The following is a 25,283-nucleotide window of genomic DNA, read 5'->3' on the forward strand; positions in this document are numbered from 1 at the left end:
CCAGTTCAGTCTTCGGATTGAACCTGTGGCAATGCGGGCATCCGGTCAAGGACGCCCTGCAGCTTGTTTTTTGCCAATTGAGCACGCTCGTCAAGGGTAGAATCATCCAAGGCCTGAACTTCGTCACGGTCCTCGGACCAGTTGAAAAATTGCCCATTTCCATAGAGTTTCCAAGTTTGATCCTGCGCCCATCGCGCCGGTGCAAACCGGCCCCACCGTGGATCGTAATGGCAATAGATCCAGCTGCGCGTGGTATCCGCCAGTCCGGTGAACTGATCATAAAAACTCAGTCCGTCTGCCGTAAAATCGTCTGGGACGCTACTCCCTGCCGCTTCAATCAGAGTTGGTAGAAAATCTGTGAAGTCCACCAGCGCATCATTGACGATATTCGGCTGAATCGTTCCGGGCCAGTATGCGATGAGTGGTACATGCGTTCCCGCAGCGACAGGATAGGCTTTTTTACCTCGGATCAGTCCTGTTTTGTGCTGAGAGGATACGATCCGATGGGTCCCATTGTCCGTTGTGAACAACACCAATGTATTGCGGTCAAGCTCCAATTCATGTAGTTTGCCGGTGATGCGGCCAACCAGTTTATCCACATAGCTCACCATGGGAGCAAAATATGCAGTATCGTTGCGCGCTGTGGCAATGTCAAGGCTGTCAAAATCAGGATGGCCGGGCGGTGGCAGAAAAGGGTCATGTGGCAAGGCCATCGGGAAATACAAAAAGAACGGTTCATCCTGGTGTCGTTCAAAGAATTCCTCAATGTAATCTGTATAGAGACCCGGCCCATAAGCATCGGGGAATGTTTCAGGTTCCTGACCAGAGTAATGTATTGTAGGTGACTTGTAACGGCTGCCACGCTCGATGTACTGCCAAAGTGCAAATTCTTCGAATCCTGCTTCCTCGGGAGTTGATCCACCCCGTCCCGCCAGTTCTCGTTGGTACATGTTACCATACAACTGCCACTTGCCAGCAACTCCCGTGGCATAGCCGACATCCTGCAACAGATGGGCAAATGTTTGTTCAGCTGGATCCAGCAACCCAAATCCAATGTAATTTCGAAAATTATATTTGCCGGTCATCAACTGTACCCTTGAAGGTGTGCAGAGAGGAGTCGAAAATGCATGGGTGAATCGCATTCCATGTTGAGCGAGGGAATCCAAATGTGGTGTATCATAACTCAATCCACCATTCACTCCCAGCGTCTCGTAGCCCATATCGTCGGCCATGATGAGTACGATATTGGGTGGGCGCTCAGCCGCGCAGCCAGCTATGATGAGCAGCAAGGGCAGTAGTCGAATAATCGTCATCGGAGGGATAGCGGAATTGATCTAAATAACATCTCTAGGTAGATGGCCCCAAAAGGACAACCAATCAGAGATCGACCGCAAAGGGGATATGCTTGTTGGCTAATCGGGCAGTAGCCAGGTCCGCGCATTTGCAATCACACGCTTGTAGGCGGCAAGGTTGTGTGCGCGGTCGTCATGTCCAAGGGTATTGACTACGATCGTAGCATCCCCGACCTGACGAACCCAGATCACCGGATATATCTCGTTGGTTTCATGAGAGCGTCCAATGGCAAGAATATTTGCATTGGCGTCTGGCAGGAGTTCGGCCCGATAAAGTTCATCCGTAATCTCAAATCTATTCGGCACCCCATCCACGAGCGGATGGTTTGGTTGGAGCACCTCTACCGAAAAAGTTTGCAGAGGCTCATGACTACGTGCTCCACCACCAACGAGCATTTCATTATAAGCTGGCCAGTCTTCCCAGTTATACCAGAAGGCAGGGTGGGTAATCATAAGTGGACGGCCAGTTTCCACATGTTGCATGATTGCCTGACGGCTCTCTGGCCTCTCTACAGGTTTATTGTTCGCGAGCGCAAGCAGTGAGGCATTCGTTAGCAACTCTTCAAATGCCTCATCCGAAGTCTCGGTGTACACATAGGTCCGATCACCCGTCCCAAACAGGATTTGCCCATCCGAAAAGCCAAATACTCGTGCGTGGTAGTGAGACTGGGAACTGCGACTGGCACTGCCTGCCAGATACACGATGGGTGCAAGATCGACATCAGAGCCGGTCCATGTCCAGCCCGCATCATTGCGACGCAGGATCGGAGGATCTAAAACCTCCAATGTGCCCTGCATCAGAGCCCAGTGTCCAGGTACGGTACACAGGAATGTATAGGTACCCTCGGAGAGCGGGCCGATTGTGGTGCTTGCCGACTCACCTTGAGATAATACACCGGTAGAGCCGAGGACTTGATCTGCCCGGGCAGGTGGGATGTATTCAGTATCTGAACTTGATGGATCGGTCATATAGCTGTCCAAATCCTGCCCGAATGCCGGCACATCAACTCCTCCATCCAGAAATACAGCATTATGGAGGTCGGGGTGCAGGTTCGCAAAATCAACAGTGATTTCCTGTCCTACAAAGGCTTTCAGGACTGGCGAGTCAAAACGCATGAGACCGTCCGGTGCCGTCAGCGTGAGGCGGGCAGGGGGGAATCCTTGGGGCTCTCTCTCTACAACCGGGTCAGGCTCACGCTGAACTATCCCAATGGGGGCAATAGTCTCATATGCAGATACGAGCCATGCATCTCCACCTTGTACGGCTTTGCGTGCTTCGGTCAGAATTCGGGGATGCGCAACGAGTCCACCAAAATCCTCCGCTGCCAAAAGGGCAGACAGACGAACACTCAGGTCGTCATCTTGAAAAACGCTGTGCTGGATCAAGAGGTCAGCACTCTGACGAGAAGGAGGAAGCGTCTGAATGCCAGCCTTGCGTGCTGCGGGAGATGGATGAGTCAAAGCCGCTGCAGAAACACTTGCCAGCGCCTCTTCGGCTCCCAGGCCTTTCAGTACCCATAGAGCATGCACTGCGCCTGGATCAAAGCCTGTTTCGTCCAAAGCGTGACGAGTGACTAGACCGATCAGGTCATCTTCCAGTCCCTCCGCGGCACTTTCAACCAGCATTCTTTGGGCTGTAAGACGCCAGAACTGGTTGGTACTCTGAAGAGCTTCCAGTAGACGCTCGGGATCGTCATAGGAAAGGCTTTTTGGGGGAGAAGATTCGCCGGACGTGATGACGTAGATGCGTCCATGCTCCCGATCACGCAGGGGGGTCAGGTGTGCATTTCCAGGGCCGGGGTTGTCATTCCAAATCTGATTCACCATACCCCGCCGATCGGGATTGTGCTGGATCACTGGATTATACCAGTCGGCAACCCATAGATTCTCGTCAGGACCGATATCGGCAAAAACCGGAGCAACCCACTCATCACTACTGGCTAGGATATTTAAAATTTCCCCTTCAGATTCCTTTTCAATACTTCCGTCCGGCTCTAATTTTACCACATGCACGACGTGAGCTGTGGGCTCCGTTACCATGAGAGTTCCCCAGTATTCAGGCGGGAAGCGTCGACCATTATAGGGAAATGCTCCTGCAGCGGCCGTATAGCCATCCCGAAAGTCTACCTGTTGAAGTTGGCGCGGAGACGAGTGTCGTATCAGGTAGTGACTTTGAACATTGGCTACATTCATACTCGCCTGGTGTCGCAGGGGAATCCCTACTACAATCGCGTGGTTATTATTGGCTGTAGATCCGTAGATCGTGTTATCCTCTCCAATCCCAAGCCCCCAGGTATTGTTATTGAATTCGGCGACGGGCTCCAGGTCCGTTCCATCTGTTCGTACACGAAATACCCCTCTTCGCAGGATGAGTGCCTCCGGGTCTGGCGCGCGTCCAGGCTCAAAGAGTCCACTGTATCCGACAGCTCCCCAGAGAAAATTGTCTATGCCAATTTTCAGATTATTCATTACGGCATGGGTATCGTAGGTACCGAAGGCGTTATCTACAATGACATGTTTTTCGTCTGCCCGGTCATCTCCATCCGTATCCTCCAGAAATACCAGGTCTGGTGCCTGTCCAACGATTGCCCCTCCTTTGACCAGGGCAATGCCGGTCGTTAGAGGAAGGTTTTCTGCGAATCGAATGAACCGGTCTGCCCGGTAATCCCCGTCTGTGTCCTCGCAGATCGTAATCCGATCCGTGCCGAATTCTTCGCCAACATGATCGTGTGGGTAGTTTGTTGATTCAACCACCCATAGGCGCCCCCGCTCATCCCAGGTGAGTGCAATCGGGTTCACAATGTCTGGCTCATGTGCGAATACGTGGATGTCAAATCCATTAGGCACCTCCAGGTGCGTCCGTGTTTCTTCGGGAGTTAAGGGTGCTTGGAGTTCATGTGTCGTCACGCTGTTGCTGGCGGATGAATAACGCAGGGCGGCTTTTCCGGAGCAGCCGCATAGCAGGAGGATCAAAAAAGCAGGTACGAGAGATTTCATGTGAATCAGGAATTACGAGCCCGAAGCATGCTCCATGGTTCCTGGTCGGATAAGTCCTCAGAGAGAGGCTGTTCAAGTTCTGCTGGTGTCAATGCTACAAAGAGGATCGCGGGGGTTTCCCCCATATTGAATGAGGCATGAGGGACCCCTGCAGGGATCATCACCGCATCACCGGGGGCTAGAATCTGGCAGGTATCATCAATCCATTGCTCAACCATCCCCTCTAAAACGACAATCAATTCTTCCCGGCCAGGATGCCGGTGAAAGTCGTGACCCTTACTAGGATGGATCTTTGCCCTTGCAGCAAAGAGGCCAGGGGTAACCGAGTCTGGGTAATTGATCCAGGTAATGGTTCCGTGGTCAACAGGTTCCACGAAATGGGAATCTTTACGTAAAAAAAAGTGCTTAGACATTAGCGTTTATGGGCTGCAGGACACGGGATCTGTTTGAATTCGTTTGTGAGATTGATCAAAGACTCTTCGACACCCATTCGTTCAAGGCTGCTGGCTCCAACAAATCCGACCGCATCGGAGTGTTCGTTTATGTACGCAGCATCAGACGGCGTACAGATAGGACCTCCATGACTTAGGAAGAGGATGTTCTCTCGAACGGTGCGGGCAGCTTCAATGATTTCCTGAGTGCGTGCAGCAGCTTCTTCAAGTGTGCAGGTAGCATCGGTTACGCCAATTGATCCTCCGATCGTACAACCTACATGGGCGATAATCACATCTGCACCAGCCTCAGCCATCTTACGGGACTCCTCCGGTGTAGAGACATAGACGATTGAGAATAGGTCAATTCCTTTCTTCTGAGCCAATCCTACCATATCAATCTCGTGTTGAACACTCATTCCGGTTTCCTCCAGTACCTGTCGGAAGAGGCCATCTACAATTGAGTGCGTAGGAAAGTTATTGATACCACTGAACCCCATATCCTTCACTTTCAGGAGATGGTGCCAGATACGTCGGCGTGGGTCAGAGGCATGGACCCCGCAGATGACAGGGATTTCTTCTACTATGGGGAGAACTTCAAATTCACCGATTTCCATGGCGACTGCATTCGCATCACCATAGGCCATGAGTCCCGCTGTTGACCCGTGCCCAGACATACGAAAACGGCCCGAGTTATAGATAATTAGAAGATCCGCGCCACCCTTTTCAATAAATTTGGCACTGATACCTGTACCAGCTCCGGCAACGATAATCGGTTCGCCACGGTCCAGCGTGGCATGTAATCGTTCCAAAACTTCGGTGCGTGTGTACGGATTACCAATTCCGGTCCAGGGATTTGGCATGGCTATAGCGATAAGTTGTGCCCATAAGATAAGGGTAGAATAGCATCATTAGATCCAATCCTCAAGAATACAACAAAGGAAATAGGAAATCACCACTTCGGAATCTTATATTACGTTTTCGCAAAGTGAACATCAAAACAAATGAAATCCAGCACCTTTACTCGTCGCAGTTTTTTGAAGGGTATGGGAAGTGCAGCGGCACTCCCCATCATCGTACCCGCATCCGCACTCGGACGAGGACATCGACCGGCCCCTAGTGAACGAATAAACATGGGCTTTATTGGTATGGGCAGTATGGGGATCAATAATCTACGGGGATTCCTCCAAAAGCCAGACGTTCAGGTATTGGCGGTGTGTGATGTGAATAAAGCCGGAGAGAATTATGCTGGAAGGGGGCCGAAAGGACGTGAACCTGCTCGCGAGATCGTTGAGTCTACCTATGCAGAGAACAGCAGTATGGCCTCCTACGCTGGCTGTGACGGGTATAAATTTTTCTGGCAGGTTCTGGAACGGAAGGATATAGATGCCGTGTGTCTCGCGCTCCCGGATCATTGGCATGCATACATGGCCGTGGCAGCAGCCAAGGCAGGTAAAGATATGTACAGTGAGAAGCCGTTGGCTCGAACGATCCGTGAAGGCAGGTTGATGGTGAAAGCGGTTAGAAAGTATGGATCCGTTTTTCAGACCGGGAGTCAGCAGCGTTCAGATCAGCGTTTTCGCCACGCCTGTGAGTTGGTCCGTAATGGATATATCGGAGAAATACAGAAAGTGTATGCACAGGTAGGGGGAATTTCCAGACCATTCCCGCATGGAGAGGAGCCGGTGCCGGAGGGTTTCCTGTATGAGTTGTGGCTTGGTAATGCTCCATCCGCTCCGTATCACAGCAAGCGAGTTAGTGGAGGATATAATACGGAGGAAGGTGCTTGGCGTGCATGGATACCCTATTCAGCGGGACATGTGGCAGATTGGGGCGCACACAATTTTGACATTTCTCTCTGGGGGTTGGGTCTCGACCGATCAGGTCCAGTGAAGATTGTTCATGCCAATGATGCAGAAGAAGAGGAACTTACACTGATGTATGCAGATCACCCTCCGATCATTAAGAAGAAGGGGCCGCATGATGGGATGATCCAGTTCATCGGCACGGACGGTTGGGTTGGCGTTAGCCGCGGGGATATCTGGGCTTCTGATGAGCACCTGCTTACCCTTGAAATGAAACCCAGCGATACACGCCTATATCATAGTAACGACCATCGAAGAGATTTTTTGAATTGCATCAAGACGCGAAGCCGGCCTGTATGTGATGTCGAGATCGGTCACAGCTCGTCGGTCGCCTGTTTGACCAGTGAGATCTGCATGCGTCTGGAACGCACGCTGAAGTTTGATCCAATGAAAGAGAAGTTTCATGACGAAGAGGCCAACAGCCTGGTGAGTAGGAAGATGCGGGGGCCGTGGTCGTTGTAATGATGTATATCCCCATCTGTGTGTGGTAGCCTTTGTCATAATTTCAAAAAAAGTCCCAGAAAGATTCAAATTTTATGCGAGAAATTTCGTGCCGATTATTGATTGACTCTTAACCTCAACGGAAGAACCTTCATGACGACTGGTATTACCCGCCCTCCACTCGACGCGACGGGCATCACCCTTTCAACCCTCTGCTTCGTGCACTGCCTTGCCGTGCCATTCATCGCCACGGGTGCGTTGGCATGGATGGCGTCTGAAGCCATCCACATCGGTCTAACAATAGTCCTTGCGGGGATCGTCGTACTCGTGGCGTGGCCCAGCTACCAACGACACCGCCGCGTCGCGGTGCCCGCCTTGCTGGCGAGCGGCCTCGCTTTGCTCATCGTCGCCGTCCTCGGCGAGGACACTGTGGGCGAGTCCGCCGAGACAAGTCTGACGGCTCTCGGTTCGGTTGTCCTCGTACTTGGCCACATTCTGAACCTGCGGTTTCGGAAGACGTGCGTGTGAGACCGACAATGCAATTGAAAGAGCCGCTGAGTGGTTAGTGATTATTCATTACTCCACTCTTATGATACAGTACATCTAGATTATTGCCAGGGTACTCGGCCACTGTCCTGCATGTATTGTCGCAGTGCGGCAGCGAGTTGGCGAAAGATTTCTGGTTCTGTTGCTGACAGGTCTGTAGTTTCGAGCGGATCTTGCTCCAGGTTATACAACTCCAATGGAGCGTAGGGGCTGTTGTGAACCAGTTTCCAAGTGCCCTTGCGAACGGCTTCAATTGTTTTCCCGCTGAAGCGGAGACCCCCTTCCCGTCTGGAGAAAAAGAGCGTTCGGTCGGAATCTGGCTCTGGGCCACCTCGGAATGAATCGAGAAAGCTGATCCCGTCAATCATATGTGGTATTCTGACTTTCGCCGCTTCGAGAAGGGTCGGATAAATATCCATAGTCGTCAATAGAGCTTGGTTCTCCGTATTGGGAGAACTGCGCCCCGGCCAAGAAGCAATCGCTGGAACTCGAATCCCTCCCTCATACACAGTTCCCTTTCCATCACGTAGTGGGCCATTACGTGCCCCTACATTGAGTTGACCACCGTTATCGCTAACAAACATCACAAGTGTATTGTCATGGAACCCATTTTCATGTAAGGCTTGAAGAACCTTTCCAATCCCATTGTCCATGTGTTCGATCAGGGCGACAAGTTTGGCCCGGGTTGTATCAATGCCAGATTCTCGCTCTTGGATGCGCGCAACCCATTCATCAGGTGGCTGGATGGGGGTATGAGGTGCATTGTAAGCCAGATACAGGAAGAACGGCGCTGGGGATACGGTACGGCTTTCAATATATTGCACCGCCCAGTCGGAGAACAGATCTGTCGCATGTCCTTCTGGATGGATGACTTGCTCGCCGTGGCGCATATAGTTTAGGCCATGGCGCCGATGATTATAATAATCATCCATCATATCCCCCAGGAAGCCTTCAAAGTGCTCAAACCCTCGATCTATTGGGCGATGTGGGGGCTCCAGTCCGAGATGCCATTTCCCTACCATTGCGGTATGGTACCCGTGACTACGAAGCATTTCCGGCAGCAATTGAACATCTTCTGCGAGCTTTCCCCAATTATCAGTGGCATGTGTACGAATGACCCCGGGGACGCCAACCATTGGCGGATAACGGCCGGAAAGCAGGGAAGCTCTGGTTGGTGAGCATACGGGTGAGTTGGCATAGAACTGCGTGAAGCGAACGCCATCGGAAGCCAGGCTATCAAGGGCAGGTGAATGCAGATCTTCGGCACCGTATGCCGAGAGGTCCCCATATCCAAGATCGTCCGCTACAATGAGGACAATGTTTGGCCTTTGGGCGACAGTAGCAGTAGTCCAGAACGACAAAAGGAGGGGGAGTAATAATCTTGGCATATTCCAGATGGTGTACGGTAATAAAAGAGTTCCCAGTCTGCGGAGCAAAAATTTAAGCTATTCATGCAAAACACACCATAGCCTGTTGAGGGGCATTTTGCAATGCGGTATAGATAATTAGATTGACCAGCGCAGCAGTTACACCGCATCTACCGAGGATCTCATTTTGGCGCGAATGACGAACTGCCTGATATTAAGTAAGGCCTGAATTGCGAGGCACAATATTTTGGTCGGCTCGGGAGGAGAAGAGGGGAGATTATCAAGCTATGGATGCAATAGGAATTTCCATCCCGTGAGGATTTGCTCTTCGGTGACATTGCCAGTGATATACGCGCTTCCAATCTCTCGAAGGAGAATGAGACGAAGATTGCCAGACTGGACTTTTTTATCGTAGTACATCGCCTGGATCAATTCAGTGAGATCAAGATGGTTGATTGAGTTCCTTACAGGCAATCGTTTCAGGAGAGAATCGATAGTTTCGTACGGTAGATCAGGGGTTAACATTGCAGATACCTTGGTGGCTGCACGCATTCCCAGGGCAACCGCCTCCCCGTGCGTAAATTCTCCGTACCCTGCAACCCGCTCAATTGCATGCGCGAACGTATGCCCAAAATTCAGGATGGCTCGTCGTGAGGTTTCACGTTCATCTTCACTGACTACATCTGCTTTGATCTCTGCTGCCCGGATGATCATCCGCCGGATTATGCTTCGGTCTCGACGAAGGATACTGTCCCAGTTCACAGACAATTCCTCTGCAAAACCCGCATCTGCGATCAAGCCATGTTTGACAACCTCAGCGAGCCCGCTTCTCCATTCCAGTTCGGGAAGACTCTGGAGTAGATCCAGGTCGGCGAGTATCAGTTTTGGCTGATGAAATGCCCCGATCAGATTCTTGCCCAGTGGATGATTAATCCCGGTCTTTCCTCCGATGGAGCTGTCCACTTGCGCAATCAGAGAAGTTGGCAGGTGAACCAGTGGCAGACCGCGAAGCAGGGTAGCGGCCGCGAAACCCGCCAAGTCTCCAATCACTCCTCCGCCGAGTGCTAGAACAGGAGTTTGGCGATCAATTCCTGTTCCCAGGGCTTCATCATGGATGTGCTGAAGCAGTTGGGGGCTTTTAGAAGATTCTCCCGATGGAAGGATAATCTCTGTAAGCCCTCCCCATCCAGCTTCCAGGAGGGTGCCCCTAACTGCCTCCAGGTGAAGGGCAGCGACATTTGTATCCGTCACAATGATGCAGGGGCCTTTTCGAAGCCCATTCTCGCCCAATAGATACGGTAGTGTCTGCAAGCGAGAGAACTGAATCGGGTATACGCGTCCATGATCCAAACGGACATGTACAATAGTTTCGCTCATACGGTCAGAATCAAAATCCTGGAGCCGCAGCCGACCCTAGGAGGTATATTCATTTGAGGTTGACCTGCTTCAGAGGTAGGTTGGCTACTCAGGCTTCGTGAGTGCTGTCATCAGAGATAGAAACTCATTCGTATCCTCATTGACTGCCTGCGGACGCAGCACCTTGACCAAAAAGGTCGAACCCGGTTCGATGTTTCTGTATGCGCGCCTAAAGTCGCCAATATCCTTCACCGGTTCTTTGTTGATTTCAACGATTACATCGTCGCGGCGCAGGTCTGATTCATCATACGCCTTGCTGCTTTCATCAATTAATTGAATCCAAACTCCCTCAATCTCTTCGGAGACAAGAAATTGCTCTTCCAGAGTTTCCCGATCTAGATTCCGCAACATGAGCCCCAGTTCATCCATTTCTCCCTGCTCTTCATTCCTGTTCTCACTTGGCGCATTATTTCGCGAAAGATTTTCCGGGAGTGACCCCAGTGTGACCTCGATTTGAAATCGATCTTCTCCTCGGATAATGTCAAGCAGGACCTGATCTCCGGGGGATTTATTTCCGATCATAGCTCTCAAAAGCAGGTAGTCTGTGAGTTCTACCCCATCAATTCCGGCAATGATGTCCCCGATCTTGACGCCAGCTTTGTCTGCGGCGGTGTCTTTGTTTACCTGTCTGACCTGTGCGGAGCCAGGAGGAGCGTCCATTGCATTTGCAAGAGCTCGTGATACACGATCAAACTGAATGCCGAGGAATCCACGCTCGACGCGCCCCTTATTCATGAGCTGCATTGCAATATTGCTTACAATGGAGACTGGGATCGCGAATCCAATCCCGGCATTGTTGCCTGTGGGGGAGAGAATTGCGGAATTGATGCCAACCAACTGCCCACTCATATTGACCAGGGGACCTCCTGAATTACCTCGATTGATTGCTGCGTCCGTCTGAATAAAGTCAGAGTAAGGATTAATCGCAGCGAGCCGGGTGCTGGTGCGTCCGATTGCACTTACGATACCAGCAGTCACGGTATTGTCCAGAGCTTCGTCCAAGGGTGATCCGAAGGCCATAACCCATTGTCCTACACGTATATCACCGGATGCAGCGAGTGTAACGGTGGGTAAGCCTGTCTCATTAATCCGGATCACTGCCAGATCAGAATCTCGGTCACGGCCAATAACTTCGGCAGTCAATGTGCGACCATCATAAAGAAGGACCTGTAACCTGTCTGCACTTCCTATAACATGATCATTGGTGACGATGTATCCATCAGAGCGAATCAAGACACCTGAACCTAGACCCTGGCGGACCCGTGGGAGTGGAAATTCGGGTATGTCACCATTTGGCAATAACTGCTCAAATGGAATGCCTTCCAACGGATTTCTATTGTTCTGCATAGATCGAATCTGCACCACGGAAGGATTCACCGTTTCGGCAACATCAACAAAAACTTCCTCCCATTCCAGGCGTGCACTTTCTGAAGGAGCCTGCAGAATTACCGAGCTACTGGCCTGGAGATCTGTGCCAACATTGTGTCCTTGGTCAAATAAGTTGACTCCCAGGGTAGCCGCAAGCACACCGGCCACAAAGACGCTGACAGTAAGAATGATTGTTGGTACAATACGAATCTTGTTCATGGGACTCAGTAAGATGTTGGAATGTTGATTGTGAATGTGGTAAAACGCAAACAACGGGCCAAAGCCCGTCGGTAGTATTATTGACCGCCAGGAATGCCAGGTTGTGTCATATTTCGCACGTCAAGTAGCGCATCTAGTGTCTTTTCGTCCAGGATATTCATCTCACGAACAACCTCCCGCACAGTGCGCCCGGAAGCGACCGCTTCTTTGGCAATCTTGGCTGCCATATCATACCCAATCGCACTGTTGAGTGCCGTAGCCAGGGATGGGTTCAACTCCAAAAGTTCTTTGCATCGTTCGCGGTTGGCTTCCAGTCCGGACAAACATTTATCAACAAATGCATTGCTCGCACCGGCGAGCAGTTCGATACTTTCCAGAAGCGCGATGGCCATGACCGGCATCATCACGTTCAATTCCAGGTTTCCATGTTGCCCGCAAACCGTCAGGGTTGTATGATTGCCCATCACCCGTGCACAGACCATCATCATCGCTTCACAGAGTACTGGATTCACTTTCCCCGGCATGATTGAAGAACCAGGCTGGAGGGGTTTAAGGGAAATTTCGGAAATACCGCTGGTAGGCCCGCTTGAGAGGATTCGGATGTCGTTAGCAATCTTCATGAGCGAAACCGCGACGGTATTGAGTGCGCCGGATGCGGACACAACGGCATCTCGTGCAGACTGAGCTTCAAAGTGGTCTTCAGCTTCCCGAAAGGTAACCCCGGTTGCTTCGCTGACATAGGCGAGCGTTCGTTCGGGGAATTCCAAGTGGCGATTAATGCCAGATCCTGTTGCTGTCCCCCCCAGGGGTACTTCACACAGCTCAGCCTGTCCTACCCGGATACGACTGATTCCACGCGTCACTTGCATGGCATACCCGCCGAATTCCTGCCCCATCGTGATGGGAGTCGCGTCCATCAGGTGTGTGCGCGCACTCTTGACCACATCATCAAAGTCCTGACTCTTTTCCTGCAATGCCTGCTCTAGCCGGGTGAGAGCGGGTATGAGATGATCTTCAATTTCACATGCAGCAGCAACCTGTATAGAGGTGGGAATCACGTCATTAGAGGACTGGCACATGTTCACCTGATCATTGGGGTGAACGCTTTGACCTGCAAGCATTTCGGTGGCCAACCGGGCGATGACCTCGTTTGCATTCATATTACTGGAGGTACCGCTTCCTGTCTGGTAAACATCAATTGGGAATTGATCGTCGAGGTCACCAGCAATCACACCCTCTGCTGATTTACTGATGGCATCAGCCACTGATCTTTCCAGCATACCCATATCTGCATTCGCCTTTGCCGCAGCGCGTTTGATTTGTCCTAGTGCCCGGATGAATGCACGAGGCATGCGTTGTCCGCTGATCGGGAAGTTATCTACGGCCCGCTGGGTCTGTGCCCCATAGATTGCATCGGATGGGACATGAACGTCTCCCAAAGAATCTTTTTCAATTCGAAAGTCACTCATCACAAGTTGATTAGTGGATAGAATCAGAACAATATAAACGAATTCTACGCCTTGTTGTAATATGTGAGTCCAAAAACAAATTCCAGGGGCTCCCGTGAAGATCATTCGGACAGTTGCGGAAATGCAGGCACACGCCGACCAAAAGCGCATGGAGGGACGTACACTGGCATTAGTTCCAACCATGGGCAGCCTGCATGAGGGGCACTTATCCCTGGTACGGCGTGCAAAGGCTGAAGCAGATCACGTCACGGTATCTATCTTTGTCAATCCAACACAGTTTGGGCCTAATGAAGATTTTGAAGCCTACCCGCGCAATTTTCAGAGGGACTGCGAATTACTGGAAGAGGTCGGTGGGGTCAGCACCATCTTTGCCCCCGACGAAGTAACGCTTTATCCCGAGGGATCCGACCAACAGCGTGTGTGGGTGACCTGCCCGGAAATGTCACGGCAACTGTGTGGAAAATATAGACCGGGTCACTTTGAAGGAGTCCTGACGGTGGTCATGAAACTGTTCGCTGCGTGCAAGCCTCACATTGTTGTGTTTGGACTCAAGGACATTCAGCAGTATATATTACTGAAGCAGATGGTTCAGGATTTGGCACTGGACATTAAAGTTATTGGGGGAGAAACCGTTCGTGAACCCAACGGTCTGGCGTATTCTTCACGCAATGAATACCTCACCGCAGATGAGCGCAGCCAGGCAAGTGTAATTTCGAAGGCCATCAACTCGGCGGCCCGGATGATTGAAGATGGGGAAGAAAACCCAATGGCCGTAACCGGTTTGATACAGGAAATGATTCACTCTGTACCACAGGCAAAACTGCAGTATGCAGAGATCGTGACAGCCAGTAAACTGGGACCGGTTGAACAATTCACGCCGGGTCTCCAAGTGATTGTCGCGGTTGCGGTGTATTTTCGGCATATTCGTCTAATTGACAATGCATTTGCTCTTGTTCCAGTGCAGTAGGTTCGCTATTTGTGCACTACTTGGTTGCGTAATTGTATTCGATCATCTGGCTTATGGCCAGGAGAATACCATGTATCCAATCCTGGAGGATGGTCAATTTGGGTTTATTAACTACAGTGGCGAAGTCATTATTGAGCCGAAGTATAGCGGGGCAAAAATATCATCCGAAGGGCTTGCTGCGATAAGATCCGGCTATTTGTGGGGATTTACTGATAGGGAAGACTCGGTACATATTGCTCCGCAGTTCTCATCGGTCTTCCCATTTTCAGATGGGATTGCCCGCGTTCAGTCTGGTCAGTACTGGAGTTTTATTGACAGGAATGGGGAGCCGATTACGGATGAGTATTTTACTTCAGCATTGGATTTTAGTGACGGGTTGGCCCCAGTGCGTGTACGGTCTGGTACGGTTGCTGGGCTTGAACCCAAGTGGGGATATATTGACCGGGAAGGTGAGATGGTTGTGCCAGATAAATTCGTTCGTGCACTACCATTCTCTGACGCAGTGGCAGCGGTTGAAGTGGTTCGGAAGGTTTTCGTGGTAAGCATTAATACGCGTTGGGGATTACTTGCTCCAGATGGTTCATGGGTTGTTGAGCCGGAATTCCATTCCATGCGGAATCCATCAGAAGGTCTTGCTCTTGCCCGCAAGGGCAGACGGCGTGGATTCATTGATTCCACTGGGACATTTGTATTGGAACTGGACTACGAGCAGATATTTTCTTTCAAAGAAAATCGGGCTCGTGTGAGTAAAGGGGGTTTATGGGGATTCGTTGACCGTGCGGGTAAAGTCGTTGTTGAGCCTGGTTACCAGAGGGCAGACGATTTTTCGAATGGGCGGGCATTGGTATTGACGGGGGATGGATATGGGTTCATTGATTCAACAGGAACTATGGTTATTCCACCACGATACGAGAGAGCCGCTTCATTTGACCAGGGACTCGCCTGGGTAACTTTGGAAGGGCAGTCAGGATATATTGATACCACGGGAATATTTGTCTGGCGAGAGGATGAGTGATATACTCCGAATCGCCATAGTAGTGAGTCTGAAGTCGTGTTCAAAGCTGACCGATTCAATTTTATTGAATTGTCTGCGGAACACCTTAACTGTCTGACGAACGGTATATGGGTAGATAGAGCTTCTCGCAGCCTCGCTCAAGTGGTGTGAATAATTGTGAATAATAGGGTGGCGAGTGGGATTAGGAATCAAGATCGGCCCAAAGTTTCCCCAAACTTGCATAGCGGAAGCCATCACCTCTTTCGAGTTCCCTGATGGATTCAAGTGTGCTGTCAGAGGGCAATAGCTTGGCCCCATCGCCAGCATCCGAAGCAGGGCTGGGGAATTTAGCCTTAGTTATTTCCACGCAAACTTGGGGCGTATAGATCGCGTCCCTTTTCGTATCCCTAACGGTGGACTGTTTGTCGGTTGACATGTGTTCATCTCCCGCAATTGCAGAGCTATTAATATCTGAATAACGTAGGCCACATCTTGGATGTACACCGAAATATATGCAACTAGTTAACTCTTGTACCTCGAATACTTCGTTATAACCACAGAATCACGTGCATCGCACACTCCTGACGTTGTCCGTGAACTGATGACATAGCCTATAGAGATAGAAATAAACCTGAGAAGTGAGGTTTTTCAACGCTAGCCTTGGAATCTGAGGCGGGTCTGCCCCGTACAGGTGGGGATACATCGAGTGCCGATTCTATCCTTGATAATACGTCCGCTCTAGCAGAGTTGCCTCCTCCGTGTGAAAGTAGCCGATAGCATCACTGATGACATTTTGATGACTATGCGCCGGACACACCGATCAATGAGTTGGTTATGCGTGAGTACCGTTTGACTGGTGATCGGAATCGTCGGCATTTCATGGTCTAAATTCTTGACGAACAAAAACTGCCTCTATTGTTCGATCTGAATTCAGCAACAGATCCTTAGGTTGAAAATCTGTCGAATTACAGGTTTTTCCAAGGTGGAACATTAGAAAAGGTACTACGTTTTATAAAATTATAAAGTAGCGTATCTTCCATGTATACCTTTCATCGCACACATGTACGGCGCTTGATAGATTTCATTTCAAGTAGCTATGACATGCGGATAATCGCCATTATTGGTCCTCGCCAAGTGGGGAAAACGACCATTGCTCTCCAAGCCCGCCAGCAATTGATGGAGTTGGGGTTTACGTGCCAGTATATTTCCTTCGACGATCCACAGTTAAATAAGCCAAGATGGCCCATAGATGCACACATCCCTGATATTACGTCGATCGAAAATTTTGCGAATCCAAAGACTCTTGTAGACATATGGGACAATGCTCGTGAGGCTTCGCTAAAATCACCCCGGGGACACGTTTTGTTTTTGGACGAAATTCAGCTCATCCCGCAGTGGTCAAATTACGTTAAGGGCTTATGGGACAGGGACCGTCGAGAGGGTTATCCCCTCCATGTGGTAATCTTAGGATCAGCAGTCTGGCAGATGCTGGTTGGCCGTAATGAAAGTCTTACGGGTCGTTTCCGTGAACTGTCCGTCAAACACTGGTCGCTTCAAGAAATGGCAAAGGTATTCGGCCTGACGGCTGAACAATTTATGTTTTACGGTGGATATCCTGCGTCATGGCCCGACGAATCAGAGAAATCACGGTTTGATTATTGGCGCGAATACATCACAAAGACAATCATAGGCTCCGTTATTGGCCGGGACATCGTGTTGCTTAAACAGATCAAGAAACCTGCCTTGATGCGTCAACTAATAGATATCGCACCCAGCTACTCCGGCCGGATCATGGCATACAATAAGCTCTTGGGTCTACTTCATGACAAGGACAATGCGACAACTGTTAAACATTATCTGAATTTGCTTTCTGATGCAGGTCTAATTACCACTCTATTTCGATATACCCCAAGCCCACACCTAGGTATGGCCTCCTCCCCTAAAGTTAATGTCCTAAACACGGCACTTATGACGGCACCATCCGGTTATTCGTTCCAAGAGGCACAAGTCGATCGACCCTTTTGGGGTCGGGTTGTGGAGAGCGCAGTGGGTGCCCACTTATGTAACACGCGAAATACTGCAACCCGAATTCACTACTGGCGTGACAAGGGCGGTAGGCATGAGGTTGATTTTGTTATCTCACGAGGTCCTCACCTCATTGGTGTGGAGGTTAAGAGCGGTATGAAGCAGACACATCGTGGATTGGACGCATTTAAAGATCGCTTCCCGCACGCCAAAACAATGATGGTGGGCCCAGGTGGTTTTCCATTCAATGAGTTTTTGTCGCTCACTACCGACGAATGGATTGAAGATCTATGAATTTGATCATGCAGCACATACCGCGTACTGTCAGCCTGATTGAACCCCAAAACGATCCACGGTTTGGGCAAGTTGGACTATCGCTGCAAGATTTTGATTCTGATCGCGGTTATGTTCTTTTGGGGGAGCCGGGAATGGGTAAGAGTACAGAGTTTGACACCGCGACTCGTGGGATTGATGATAGACATTGTATTTCTGCCCGAAGGTTTATTCGGTCCAATTTGGACCGCCACCCAGAATGGAAAACAAAAACAATCTTCATTGACGGACTTGATGAGATGCGTGTTGGTGGAGGAGATCCGAGAGGAGTACTGGACAAAATTATCTATGGTCTAGGAGCATTAGGAACCCCCAAATTTCGTTTGTCCTGCCGTTCTGCCAACTGGTTGGGTTCTGGTGATCGAATAGAGCTTGGTACGCTTTTAGGCACTAAAGATATTCCAGTGCTCCAATTGAATCCGCTATGTTACGATGGCGTTCGGGAGATCATCTCTCAACGGGGACAGGATGCAAATACTTTCATTCAGCGGGCTCATGAGTACGGCATGGATGCCTTACTCGGGAATCCGCGATTACTTGATTTCCTGATAACGTCCGTCAAAACAGAAGGGTGGCCTGGCAGCCAATTGAAAATGCTTGAAAACGTCTGCCGAGAACTTGTCCGAGAACAAAATAGTGAACATGTTGATGCCCGTTCATCCACTTCACTGCAATCTTGGGAAGCAATCTTAACTGCAGCCGGGAAGCTTTCTGCTTATATGCTGATCGCAAATAAGACTGGCTGGGCAAGGAATGTTACGGATGACTCCGAAATTCTATCTATGCGTGATTTGGAATGCCATCAAGATTTGCCCCTTCAGGAAGCTTTTGACTCAAGGATCTTTGAAGGTTCTTCCCGCTCAAAGATCCCGATCCATCGTCTTATGGCTGAATTCCTTGGAGCCCGCTATTTGAATAGAGAAATCCAGAATGGTCTCAGCGTCCGGCGTGCTCTCGCCCTTCTCAAGGAGCACAATGGAATTCTCTTGCCTGATCTAAGAGGACTTGCCGCATGGCTCGCTGCGTTGAACAGTCAAGCGAGAACAATTCTGATTCAGGTAGACCCGGCTACTGTTGCCTTCAACGGAGATACTAGAGGCTTTAGCTCCGATGAGCGAAATGAACTACTCGTGAAACTTGAACAACAAATTCATCTTAACTCCGACTGGCCTTCCGCTGCCGCTCTAAATGCCCTAACAGGAAATGAAGGCATACCAATCATCCAGGATTTAACGGATTCGCCGGAACGCTCAAAAAACAGGCAAACGCTGGTTTATTTGCTTCTCCGGGGATTCTCACAAACGTACTTCCATACGGGTGCATCATCCCGGCAGGTTGATCACGAAAACCTGTTAAACATCGTTCGTGATCATAGTTGGCAATCAAATGTTCGTTGCGAGGCACTCGCTGCTTTAAGCAGGATGCTTCGTCACATTCCACAGCGTAGTACTCTATTGAAGGACATACTAAAGGAAGTGCAAGAAAAACATATATCGGACGAAAAACATGACCTGCAAGGTGCACTACTATACCTCACCTACCCTGATGAATTGCGTCCGGCGGAGGTATGGGATTACCTCGTAGCGGGACCAGCCACCGATCATTATAGCGCTTATCAAAGCTTTTTCGCAAGCCTCGTTGATCGATCAAATGAGCATCAGATCAGAGAATTACTGGATTCTCTTTGTGATCATGCTTCTGATTCCATCCCAAAATTAGAAGATCAAAGGCTTGCAGATATTGTAGTCCAGCTTCTTGCAAGGGGTTTAGAATTGTTTGGAGATAAATTGAGTATCCGAGAGTTGTATCGATGGTTTAATCTTGTTGAATTCGACGATTATTTCTCTCAGCTATATCCAGTTCATACTTCACGACCGAGTTTTAGCCAGCACGATGAAGCGAACAGCGCAATCCGTAATTGGCTGAGTCAGCGCGAGAGCGTCCAGTATAATCTAATTGAACATGGCTTGTTGAAAGGGAAGATGAATGTCGGGGGTGATTCCTTCTCTAAGACTATAGCACTCAAATTCGTGGGCAGGAATGCCCCAGAGGGATTTCGCTTACGGTGCCTTGACCGTGCGGCCGAACTTTGGGACGCAAATCTGGATGTGGCACGAGAGTTTGCATCATTGTCCATCTTAGCAGAAGAGGGCTGGGAACCGCTCTTATCCGATGAAGAAATAATCTGTGCGGTCTCCGATATACCTGGATTGATTCAGTGGAATGGTCAACGTCTAAAGAATAGAGCCCAAGCGGAACTTGAGACAATTGAGATCAAGAAGAAACAGGAGGAAATTCGGGGTGCCTACCAAGAACAAAAGCAGGAAAAACTGGATATTATTCGCCAACAACAGACTGGGTTGGCAAAGGGGCAATGCACACCTGCAATTCTTGATGAGCTTGCCAACGTATACTTTGATAATCCTAATACAAACGACAATAATCCGCAGACTTGCCTGAAGATTTACTTTGAAGGTGATGAGGGTCTGTTACAGGCAACGTTGGCAGGATTTCGCAGCCTACTACTGGACCGGGATGACCTCCCGGACCTTGATCAAATCACCCAACTGTACGAGGATAGCCGGAGATCATACTTTGCACTCCCTTTTCTTGTGGGAATGGAAGAGGCATACAAAGCGGGTAATGATCTGAGCCATCTCTCTGAAACGGGAATTCGGCGAGCACTGGGTTTTTATCTGGTTACAGAATCCCCTCGCCAGCAATACCTTTTTCTGAATCAAATAGAGAATGGTGATCAAACTCCATCATGGTATCAGCAGGCTTTAAAGTGCTGTCCAGAGGCTGTGGCTGATTCACTGGTTTCGGTGCACAACGCAAGTGTTCGCTCCAAAAATCCGCCGAATACCCACATGTATGAGATGGCTTTTGATTCGGCCTATGCTCATGTAGCAAAGCTCGCTGTACCTCGAATGTTTACAGTATTTCCTTCCCGATGCAGTTCCAGGAAACTAGAATCTCTGCGTGTGGTCCTCTGGAGTGGGATTCTGAACAACGCAATGCCTATGACAGCATTGAAGAAAATGATCTCAAAACGGCTGAATCGCAAGCGGATGGACCTAGGCCAGCAAGCTCACTGGCTAGGTGCAGGATTGTTCGCCGACAGGAAGACCTATATTCCAATGTTGGCAGAATTTCTCTCTGCCGGAGAGGAAATCCGTACGCACCATGTCATTGATTTTCTGATTCCTACGGGCCGCGGGCCACTTATTTTGCAAAACATTGATGAATTGAATCCTGACGAGATTAGACAGCTTATCCAAACACTTGGGAGGCGCATACATCCGCCTGTTTTTCGAGAACATGCAGGTGTTGTTAGCGATGAGCAGAGAATCAGCAGTAAATTCCAGACTCTCCTCACACACTGGATCGGAGAGCTGAAAAAACGTGCCTGCGATGATGCAAGAAAGAACTTGGATATATTGGTATCCGATGCTAGTTTATTGGCATGGAAACAAGAGATTGTACTCGCCCAGGAAGAACAAGCTAGATATCGCCGTGCGGCAAAGCATTCGGATCTAAGCTTGAAACAGATTCAGGAAGTCCTTAATTACGGTCTCCCGGCAAATGCTGCAGATCTTGTAGGCCTAACACTTGATGCCCTTGAGGAGTTGGCAGAGCAAATACGCGATGGTTCACCTAATGCTTGGCATCTATATTGGGATTGGGATCGGAAACCTAGTAGACCCTCAAAATCAAAACCCGAAGACGACTGCCGAAATGCATTACTTTTACACTTAGCGACCAAACTTGAAAAGCATGAAGTTGATGCACAGCCGGAGGGGCGCTACGCGGATGATCGAAGAGCAGATATCCGAATATCGTACGGCTCCAATCTGTCGATCCCGATTGAAATCAAGAAAAATTCACACGTAGATCTGTGGCGTGGCATCACCGAGCAACTGGTGCCAAAATACACACGAGACCCAAAATCGGATGGTTACGGAATTTATTTAGTGTTCTGGTTTGGCGCGGACGGAGAATATACGAGGGTTGTTTCACCAGATGGAGACATCCCCGAAGAACCAATAGAACTAAAAAACTTGCTTGAAAAGCGGCTTGATCTAGAACTCAGGAAAAGAATCTACGTCGTAGTCATTGATGTGGCCCTATCTGGGAGATTTATTGAGAATGAATCATCACAGAGTTAAAGGTCAAGTGTGCCCCATCCTTTCTACAGTCCAGTACACTTCGGCAGGTTATTGCCTCATCTTCGTGGACTTTCGTGGCACACCCTCTTATTGACAGCGTAGAGAAAAATTCAACTTGATAAGCAAATGCGTTCAGAATCTGAAGTGTTTTCCGAATTAACGACACTCTGCAGGTCAGAAGGTTATATTCACGCGCTGGCGTTCATTTCTGCTTTTAATCAATATGTGATTGGTTCCAAACCCTACAGAGACACTGAGCCCGACACGGAAAATCCCCCTGAGTTGACAAATTCGGAAATCATGGTCTTAGTTGGTCTCCTATTCAAAGGCCCTATTACCTATGATTTGCCTCCTCCTGAAGTTGTTTATGGCTATGTCACCCGGATCTATGAACTGCTTGATGAAATTCATCAGGTGGGTAATGCTCAATCACTAAACGACTTTGAACTTAATGCACCGTTCCCAACTCCTGGAATGTACCAGAAGGATATATTCTACGCAGGCGATTCGGCTCACTATTTCCAATACTGTGAGCTTGCATTAAAAAAGTACGAAGCAGATGCAGATTGGCTCTTAAAGAATAAAAATATTGACCTGAAAATCGGTAGTGAGATTTGCACGGCTATTCGACATCTTCATGAAAAACGGATGAAGGAAACCGTGTTTACTCAGATGGATATCTCAGCGGTGCTACAAACGTCGTTGAGTGTATTCTCGTATTCAGTTGAAGACCTAGGTTTTATCGATACCACTTCAAAAGAGCGTGCAAGTAGCTTCATTGAAGCCTTTACCCTGCCCTCTGGTCAGAAAAATCCCGGCTTCACCTCATTAAGCACTTTCAATATTGCGTACAAGTACCCCATTATCCGAAAAAGTAACACCGAGTTTATTGTCTTGTCATATTACTCTTTGTCACAAGCATTCTATGAAAATCTGTTCTTTTGGATGCAGGAAGACACGAACTATGTCAACTTAGCAAACCAGAATAGAGGAAATGCTGCTGAGTCAATAACTGCTGATCTCCTGACGCGCGTATTTTCCAGAGAGAGGGTATTCAATAATGTGGAAATAGTTGAAACTAAAGGAAATAGAACTCGAGGAGAGATAGATGTTTTAGTAGTGTATGGACGCTACGTTATTGTTGCTCAAGTAAAATCAAAGCGCCTCACCATGAAAGCCCGAAGGGGGAATTTGGATGCAATCCAAGATGATTTTGAGAAGGCTATTCATAGGGCTGCTCGTCAGGCTATGTCCTGTGGTCAATACATAGGCAACCCAAATGTGAAGCTTAAGAGCAAAGACGGGAGGAAGATTCCAGAAATAGACCAATCTGCCCATGTACTTCCAATGACCGTAGTCCTTGATCCGTATCCTGGATTGTTCTTCCAAACTCAATTCCTCTTACAAGATCAATCAACAGAGAGAATTTCCTCCCCATTCGTGACAGACGTATTTGCTTTAGATACAGTGGCTGAAATACTGGATTCGCCCGCTAGATTTCTGCATTATCTATTGCAACGGGGGAGCAGATCTCAACGACGGCACACTAACCAAGAATATGAACTACTTTCTTTACATCTGAAGCACGGCTTAGAATTTGGGGAGGATATAACTGATGTATTTGTTGAGAGCGATTTGGCAGGCGATATAGATTTGCTCATGTGTATCAGGCGTGATGGGGCTGAAGGCCCAGTACCGTCTATCAGTGTTCTCGACCAATATGCGAATACTTATTTTGGCAGTATTCTTCGTGTTCTTGAACAAAACGGCGACCCTTCAGCGGTTGACTTGGCATTAGTGCTTCTGGAAATTTCTCATTCCTCTCAGGCCATTGAAGGTGTGAATAGAAAAATCGAAAAATGTGTTGATCTTGTTAAAAGCGGATCAGATCACCGGTTCTGTTCATTAGGGTTGTCCGAATTATCTACGGGGATCACGTTTATGTGCGTTTCTAAATTTGATGAGCACTCCACAAACATCCTGATGGCAATTTGCAAATTAAGAAAGTATCAGAAGAAACTGTCAAGATGGTTTGGGATCATGTTGAGCCTTTCAGGTAATCTTGAATCGATCTACGAAATTAACCGGCCATGGGAAGAGGATGAGGAGCTTGAGTCAATATCAAAAGATCCTCGCTGCCCGTAATCACAAGCCACGAATCTTTTCAGGATTATCCGGTGTCACGTATCTGTTCCAATATTTGGTATTTTGTTCTCTTTCTGATTGGCGAGTTGTCCGCAGGCAGCGGCGATGTCTGCCCCCCGACTGCGACGTACGGTAACTGTGACATTCCGTGCTGATAAGTGCGCCATAAACTCATTCAGACGCGCCTCGCTCGTACGCTCGAAATCAACCCCGGGCACATTGTTGTACATGATTAGATTCACCTTTGCATGGACTTTGTGACAGAGCCGAGCCAGGGCACGAGCATCGCTGTCCGAGTCATTAAATCCCTGAAACAGACAATATTCAAATGTGAGTCGACGCCCCGTCGTAGTCGTGTGGTATTTCATGGCAGATTCCAGTGCGGCAAGGTCCGTGGCTTCGCTGCGGTTGATGGGCATGATGCTTGACCGCTTCAATTCATCGGGGGCATGCAAGGAAACCGCCAAGCCAATCCTGGGAGCATCGTTGGCCAGATCGCGGATACGGCGCGCAAGTCCGACTGTAGAGACTGTAATCCGCTTGGGCGAAAGCCCAATAGCATCTGGATGGGTCAGAATCTCCAGGCTGGCTAGGAGTGCGTTATAATTCAGAAGTGGCTCGCCCATGCCCATGAAGACCACATTCGATATATCCCGGTCAAAACGCTCATAGGCTATCTCGCGCATAAAACTCACTTGTTCGACGATCTGACCGCAGGTCAGGTTTTCCTGAAAGCCCATTCTACCCGTCGCACAAAATGTACATCCCATTGCACAACCCACTTGACTCGAAACGCATACAGTCAGGCGGTGTGCACTCCCATGGGAATCCAGGCTTGGGATTAAGACGGTTTCAACCCTCCTCCCGGAAGGTAACTGCATGAGAGCTTTTACTGTCTGATCCTTTGCCGTGAGGAGTGTCTGGGTTTGTAACCGTTCCATACATGCCTTTTCTGCCAGAATCTCCCGAAGCGATGCCGGGAGATTTGTCATTGATGCGAATGAGTCTGCTTTTTTTGCAGAATACATCCATCGCAGGACTTGGTGTGCTCGCCAGCTTGGCTCTCCAAGCCCTACAATCCATTTCTCAAGTTCAGTGAGAGATAGGGCTCGTAGATCAACAGGAGGTTGTATATTACTCGGTATCAAAACGTTTGACAATTACAAGGGGGAACGTTAC

17 protein-coding genes are annotated in these 25,283 nt (G+C 49.2%); 7 read left to right on the forward strand and 10 right to left on the reverse strand.

The window, feature by feature from the left end:
• Window positions 1-5 precede the first annotated feature (5 nt).
• The 4 genes from F4Y64_05165 to F4Y64_05180 all read right to left on the reverse strand — a co-directional run bounded on the left by F4Y64_05165 (window position 6) and on the right by F4Y64_05180 (window position 5,643).
• Window positions 6-1,304 (reverse strand): sulfatase-like hydrolase/transferase, encoded by a 1,299-nt coding sequence (locus F4Y64_05165; protein MXX96988.1) that lies wholly within the window; start codon window positions 1,302-1,304, stop codon window positions 6-8.
• A 108-nt stretch (window positions 1,305-1,412) separates the two neighbouring features.
• Entirely contained in the window at window positions 1,413-4,349 is a 2,937-nt protein-coding gene (locus F4Y64_05170; protein MXX96989.1) for a hypothetical protein, read from the reverse strand.
• Window positions 4,350-4,354: 5 nt separating this feature from the next.
• Window positions 4,355-4,762, reverse strand: a complete 408-nt coding sequence (locus F4Y64_05175) for a cupin domain-containing protein (GenBank protein MXX96990.1) — start codon at window positions 4,760-4,762, stop codon at window positions 4,355-4,357.
• Window positions 4,762-5,643: a phosphoenolpyruvate hydrolase family protein gene (locus F4Y64_05180; GenBank protein MXX96991.1), complete on the reverse strand. Its 882-nt coding sequence runs from the start codon at window positions 5,641-5,643 to the stop codon at window positions 4,762-4,764. The genes F4Y64_05175 and F4Y64_05180 overlap by 1 nt, the downstream gene beginning before the upstream one ends.
• Window positions 5,644-5,784: 141 nt before the next feature.
• On the opposite strand from F4Y64_05180, the gene F4Y64_05185 reads away from it, so the two are divergent.
• Both F4Y64_05185 and F4Y64_05190 read left to right on the forward strand, forming a co-directional pair.
• Window positions 5,785-7,107: a Gfo/Idh/MocA family oxidoreductase gene (locus F4Y64_05185; GenBank protein ID MXX96992.1), complete on the forward strand. Its 1,323-nt coding sequence runs from the start codon at window positions 5,785-5,787 to the stop codon at window positions 7,105-7,107.
• A 132-nt stretch (window positions 7,108-7,239) separates the two neighbouring features.
• Entirely contained in the window at window positions 7,240-7,614 is a 375-nt protein-coding gene (locus tag F4Y64_05190; protein MXX96993.1) for a MerC domain-containing protein, read from the forward strand.
• 80 nt (window positions 7,615-7,694) lie between these two features.
• Here the strand turns inward: F4Y64_05190 and F4Y64_05195 are convergent, their stop codons facing one another.
• From F4Y64_05195 to F4Y64_05210, 4 genes are all read right to left on the reverse strand, one after another.
• Window positions 7,695-9,020: a sulfatase-like hydrolase/transferase gene (locus F4Y64_05195; GenBank protein MXX96994.1), complete on the reverse strand. Its 1,326-nt coding sequence runs from the start codon at window positions 9,018-9,020 to the stop codon at window positions 7,695-7,697.
• A gap of 264 nt (window positions 9,021-9,284) precedes the next feature.
• Window positions 9,285-10,364 carry a 3-dehydroquinate synthase gene (gene aroB / locus F4Y64_05200; GenBank protein MXX96995.1) on the reverse strand — a complete coding sequence of 360 codons (1,080 nt, stop codon included), beginning with the start codon at window positions 10,362-10,364 and terminating at the stop codon, window positions 9,285-9,287.
• Between the two features lie 96 nt (window positions 10,365-10,460).
• Complete coding sequence (locus tag F4Y64_05205) at window positions 10,461-12,002, reverse strand: PDZ domain-containing protein (GenBank protein MXX96996.1); 1,542 nt, start codon at window positions 12,000-12,002, stop codon at window positions 10,461-10,463.
• 77 nt (window positions 12,003-12,079) lie between these two features.
• Window positions 12,080-13,471 carry a class II fumarate hydratase gene (locus F4Y64_05210; protein MXX96997.1) on the reverse strand — a complete coding sequence of 464 codons (1,392 nt, stop codon included), beginning with the start codon at window positions 13,469-13,471 and terminating at the stop codon, window positions 12,080-12,082.
• Between the two features lie 94 nt (window positions 13,472-13,565).
• On the opposite strand from F4Y64_05210, the gene F4Y64_05215 reads away from it, so the two are divergent.
• Both F4Y64_05215 and F4Y64_05220 read left to right on the forward strand, forming a co-directional pair.
• Window positions 13,566-14,438, forward strand: a complete 873-nt coding sequence (locus tag F4Y64_05215; GenBank protein MXX96998.1) for a pantoate--beta-alanine ligase — start codon at window positions 13,566-13,568, stop codon at window positions 14,436-14,438.
• Entirely contained in the window at window positions 14,410-15,453 is a 1,044-nt protein-coding gene (locus F4Y64_05220; protein ID MXX96999.1) for a WG repeat-containing protein, read from the forward strand. The genes F4Y64_05215 and F4Y64_05220 overlap by 29 nt, the downstream gene beginning before the upstream one ends.
• A gap of 181 nt (window positions 15,454-15,634) precedes the next feature.
• On the opposite strand, the gene F4Y64_05225 is transcribed toward F4Y64_05220, so the two are convergent.
• A complete protein-coding gene (locus tag F4Y64_05225; GenBank protein ID MXX97000.1) occupies window positions 15,635-15,868 on the reverse strand; it encodes a hypothetical protein in 234 nt (77 codons plus the stop codon).
• 602 nt (window positions 15,869-16,470) lie between these two features.
• Here F4Y64_05225 and F4Y64_05230 point away from each other — a divergent pair.
• The 3 genes from F4Y64_05230 to F4Y64_05240 all read left to right on the forward strand — a co-directional run bounded on the left by F4Y64_05230 (window position 16,471) and on the right by F4Y64_05240 (window position 24,104).
• Window positions 16,471-17,751, forward strand: coding sequence for an ATP-binding protein (locus F4Y64_05230; GenBank protein MXX97001.1), 1,281 nt, complete (start codon window positions 16,471-16,473; stop codon window positions 17,749-17,751).
• A gap of 8 nt (window positions 17,752-17,759) precedes the next feature.
• Complete coding sequence (locus F4Y64_05235) at window positions 17,760-21,959, forward strand: hypothetical protein (GenBank protein MXX97002.1); 4,200 nt, start codon at window positions 17,760-17,762, stop codon at window positions 21,957-21,959.
• A gap of 126 nt (window positions 21,960-22,085) precedes the next feature.
• Window positions 22,086-24,104, forward strand: a complete 2,019-nt coding sequence (locus F4Y64_05240) for an NERD domain-containing protein (GenBank protein ID MXX97003.1) — start codon at window positions 22,086-22,088, stop codon at window positions 24,102-24,104.
• A 35-nt stretch (window positions 24,105-24,139) separates the two neighbouring features.
• Here the strand turns inward: F4Y64_05240 and rlmN are convergent, their stop codons facing one another.
• A complete protein-coding gene (gene rlmN, locus F4Y64_05245; protein MXX97004.1) occupies window positions 24,140-25,237 on the reverse strand; it encodes a 23S rRNA (adenine(2503)-C(2))-methyltransferase RlmN in 1,098 nt (365 codons plus the stop codon).
• Window positions 25,238-25,283: the final 46 nt, after the last annotated feature.

Source organism: Rhodothermaceae bacterium, from assembly GCA_009838195.1.
Lineage (GTDB): Bacteria > Bacteroidota > Rhodothermia > Rhodothermales > Bin80 > Bin80.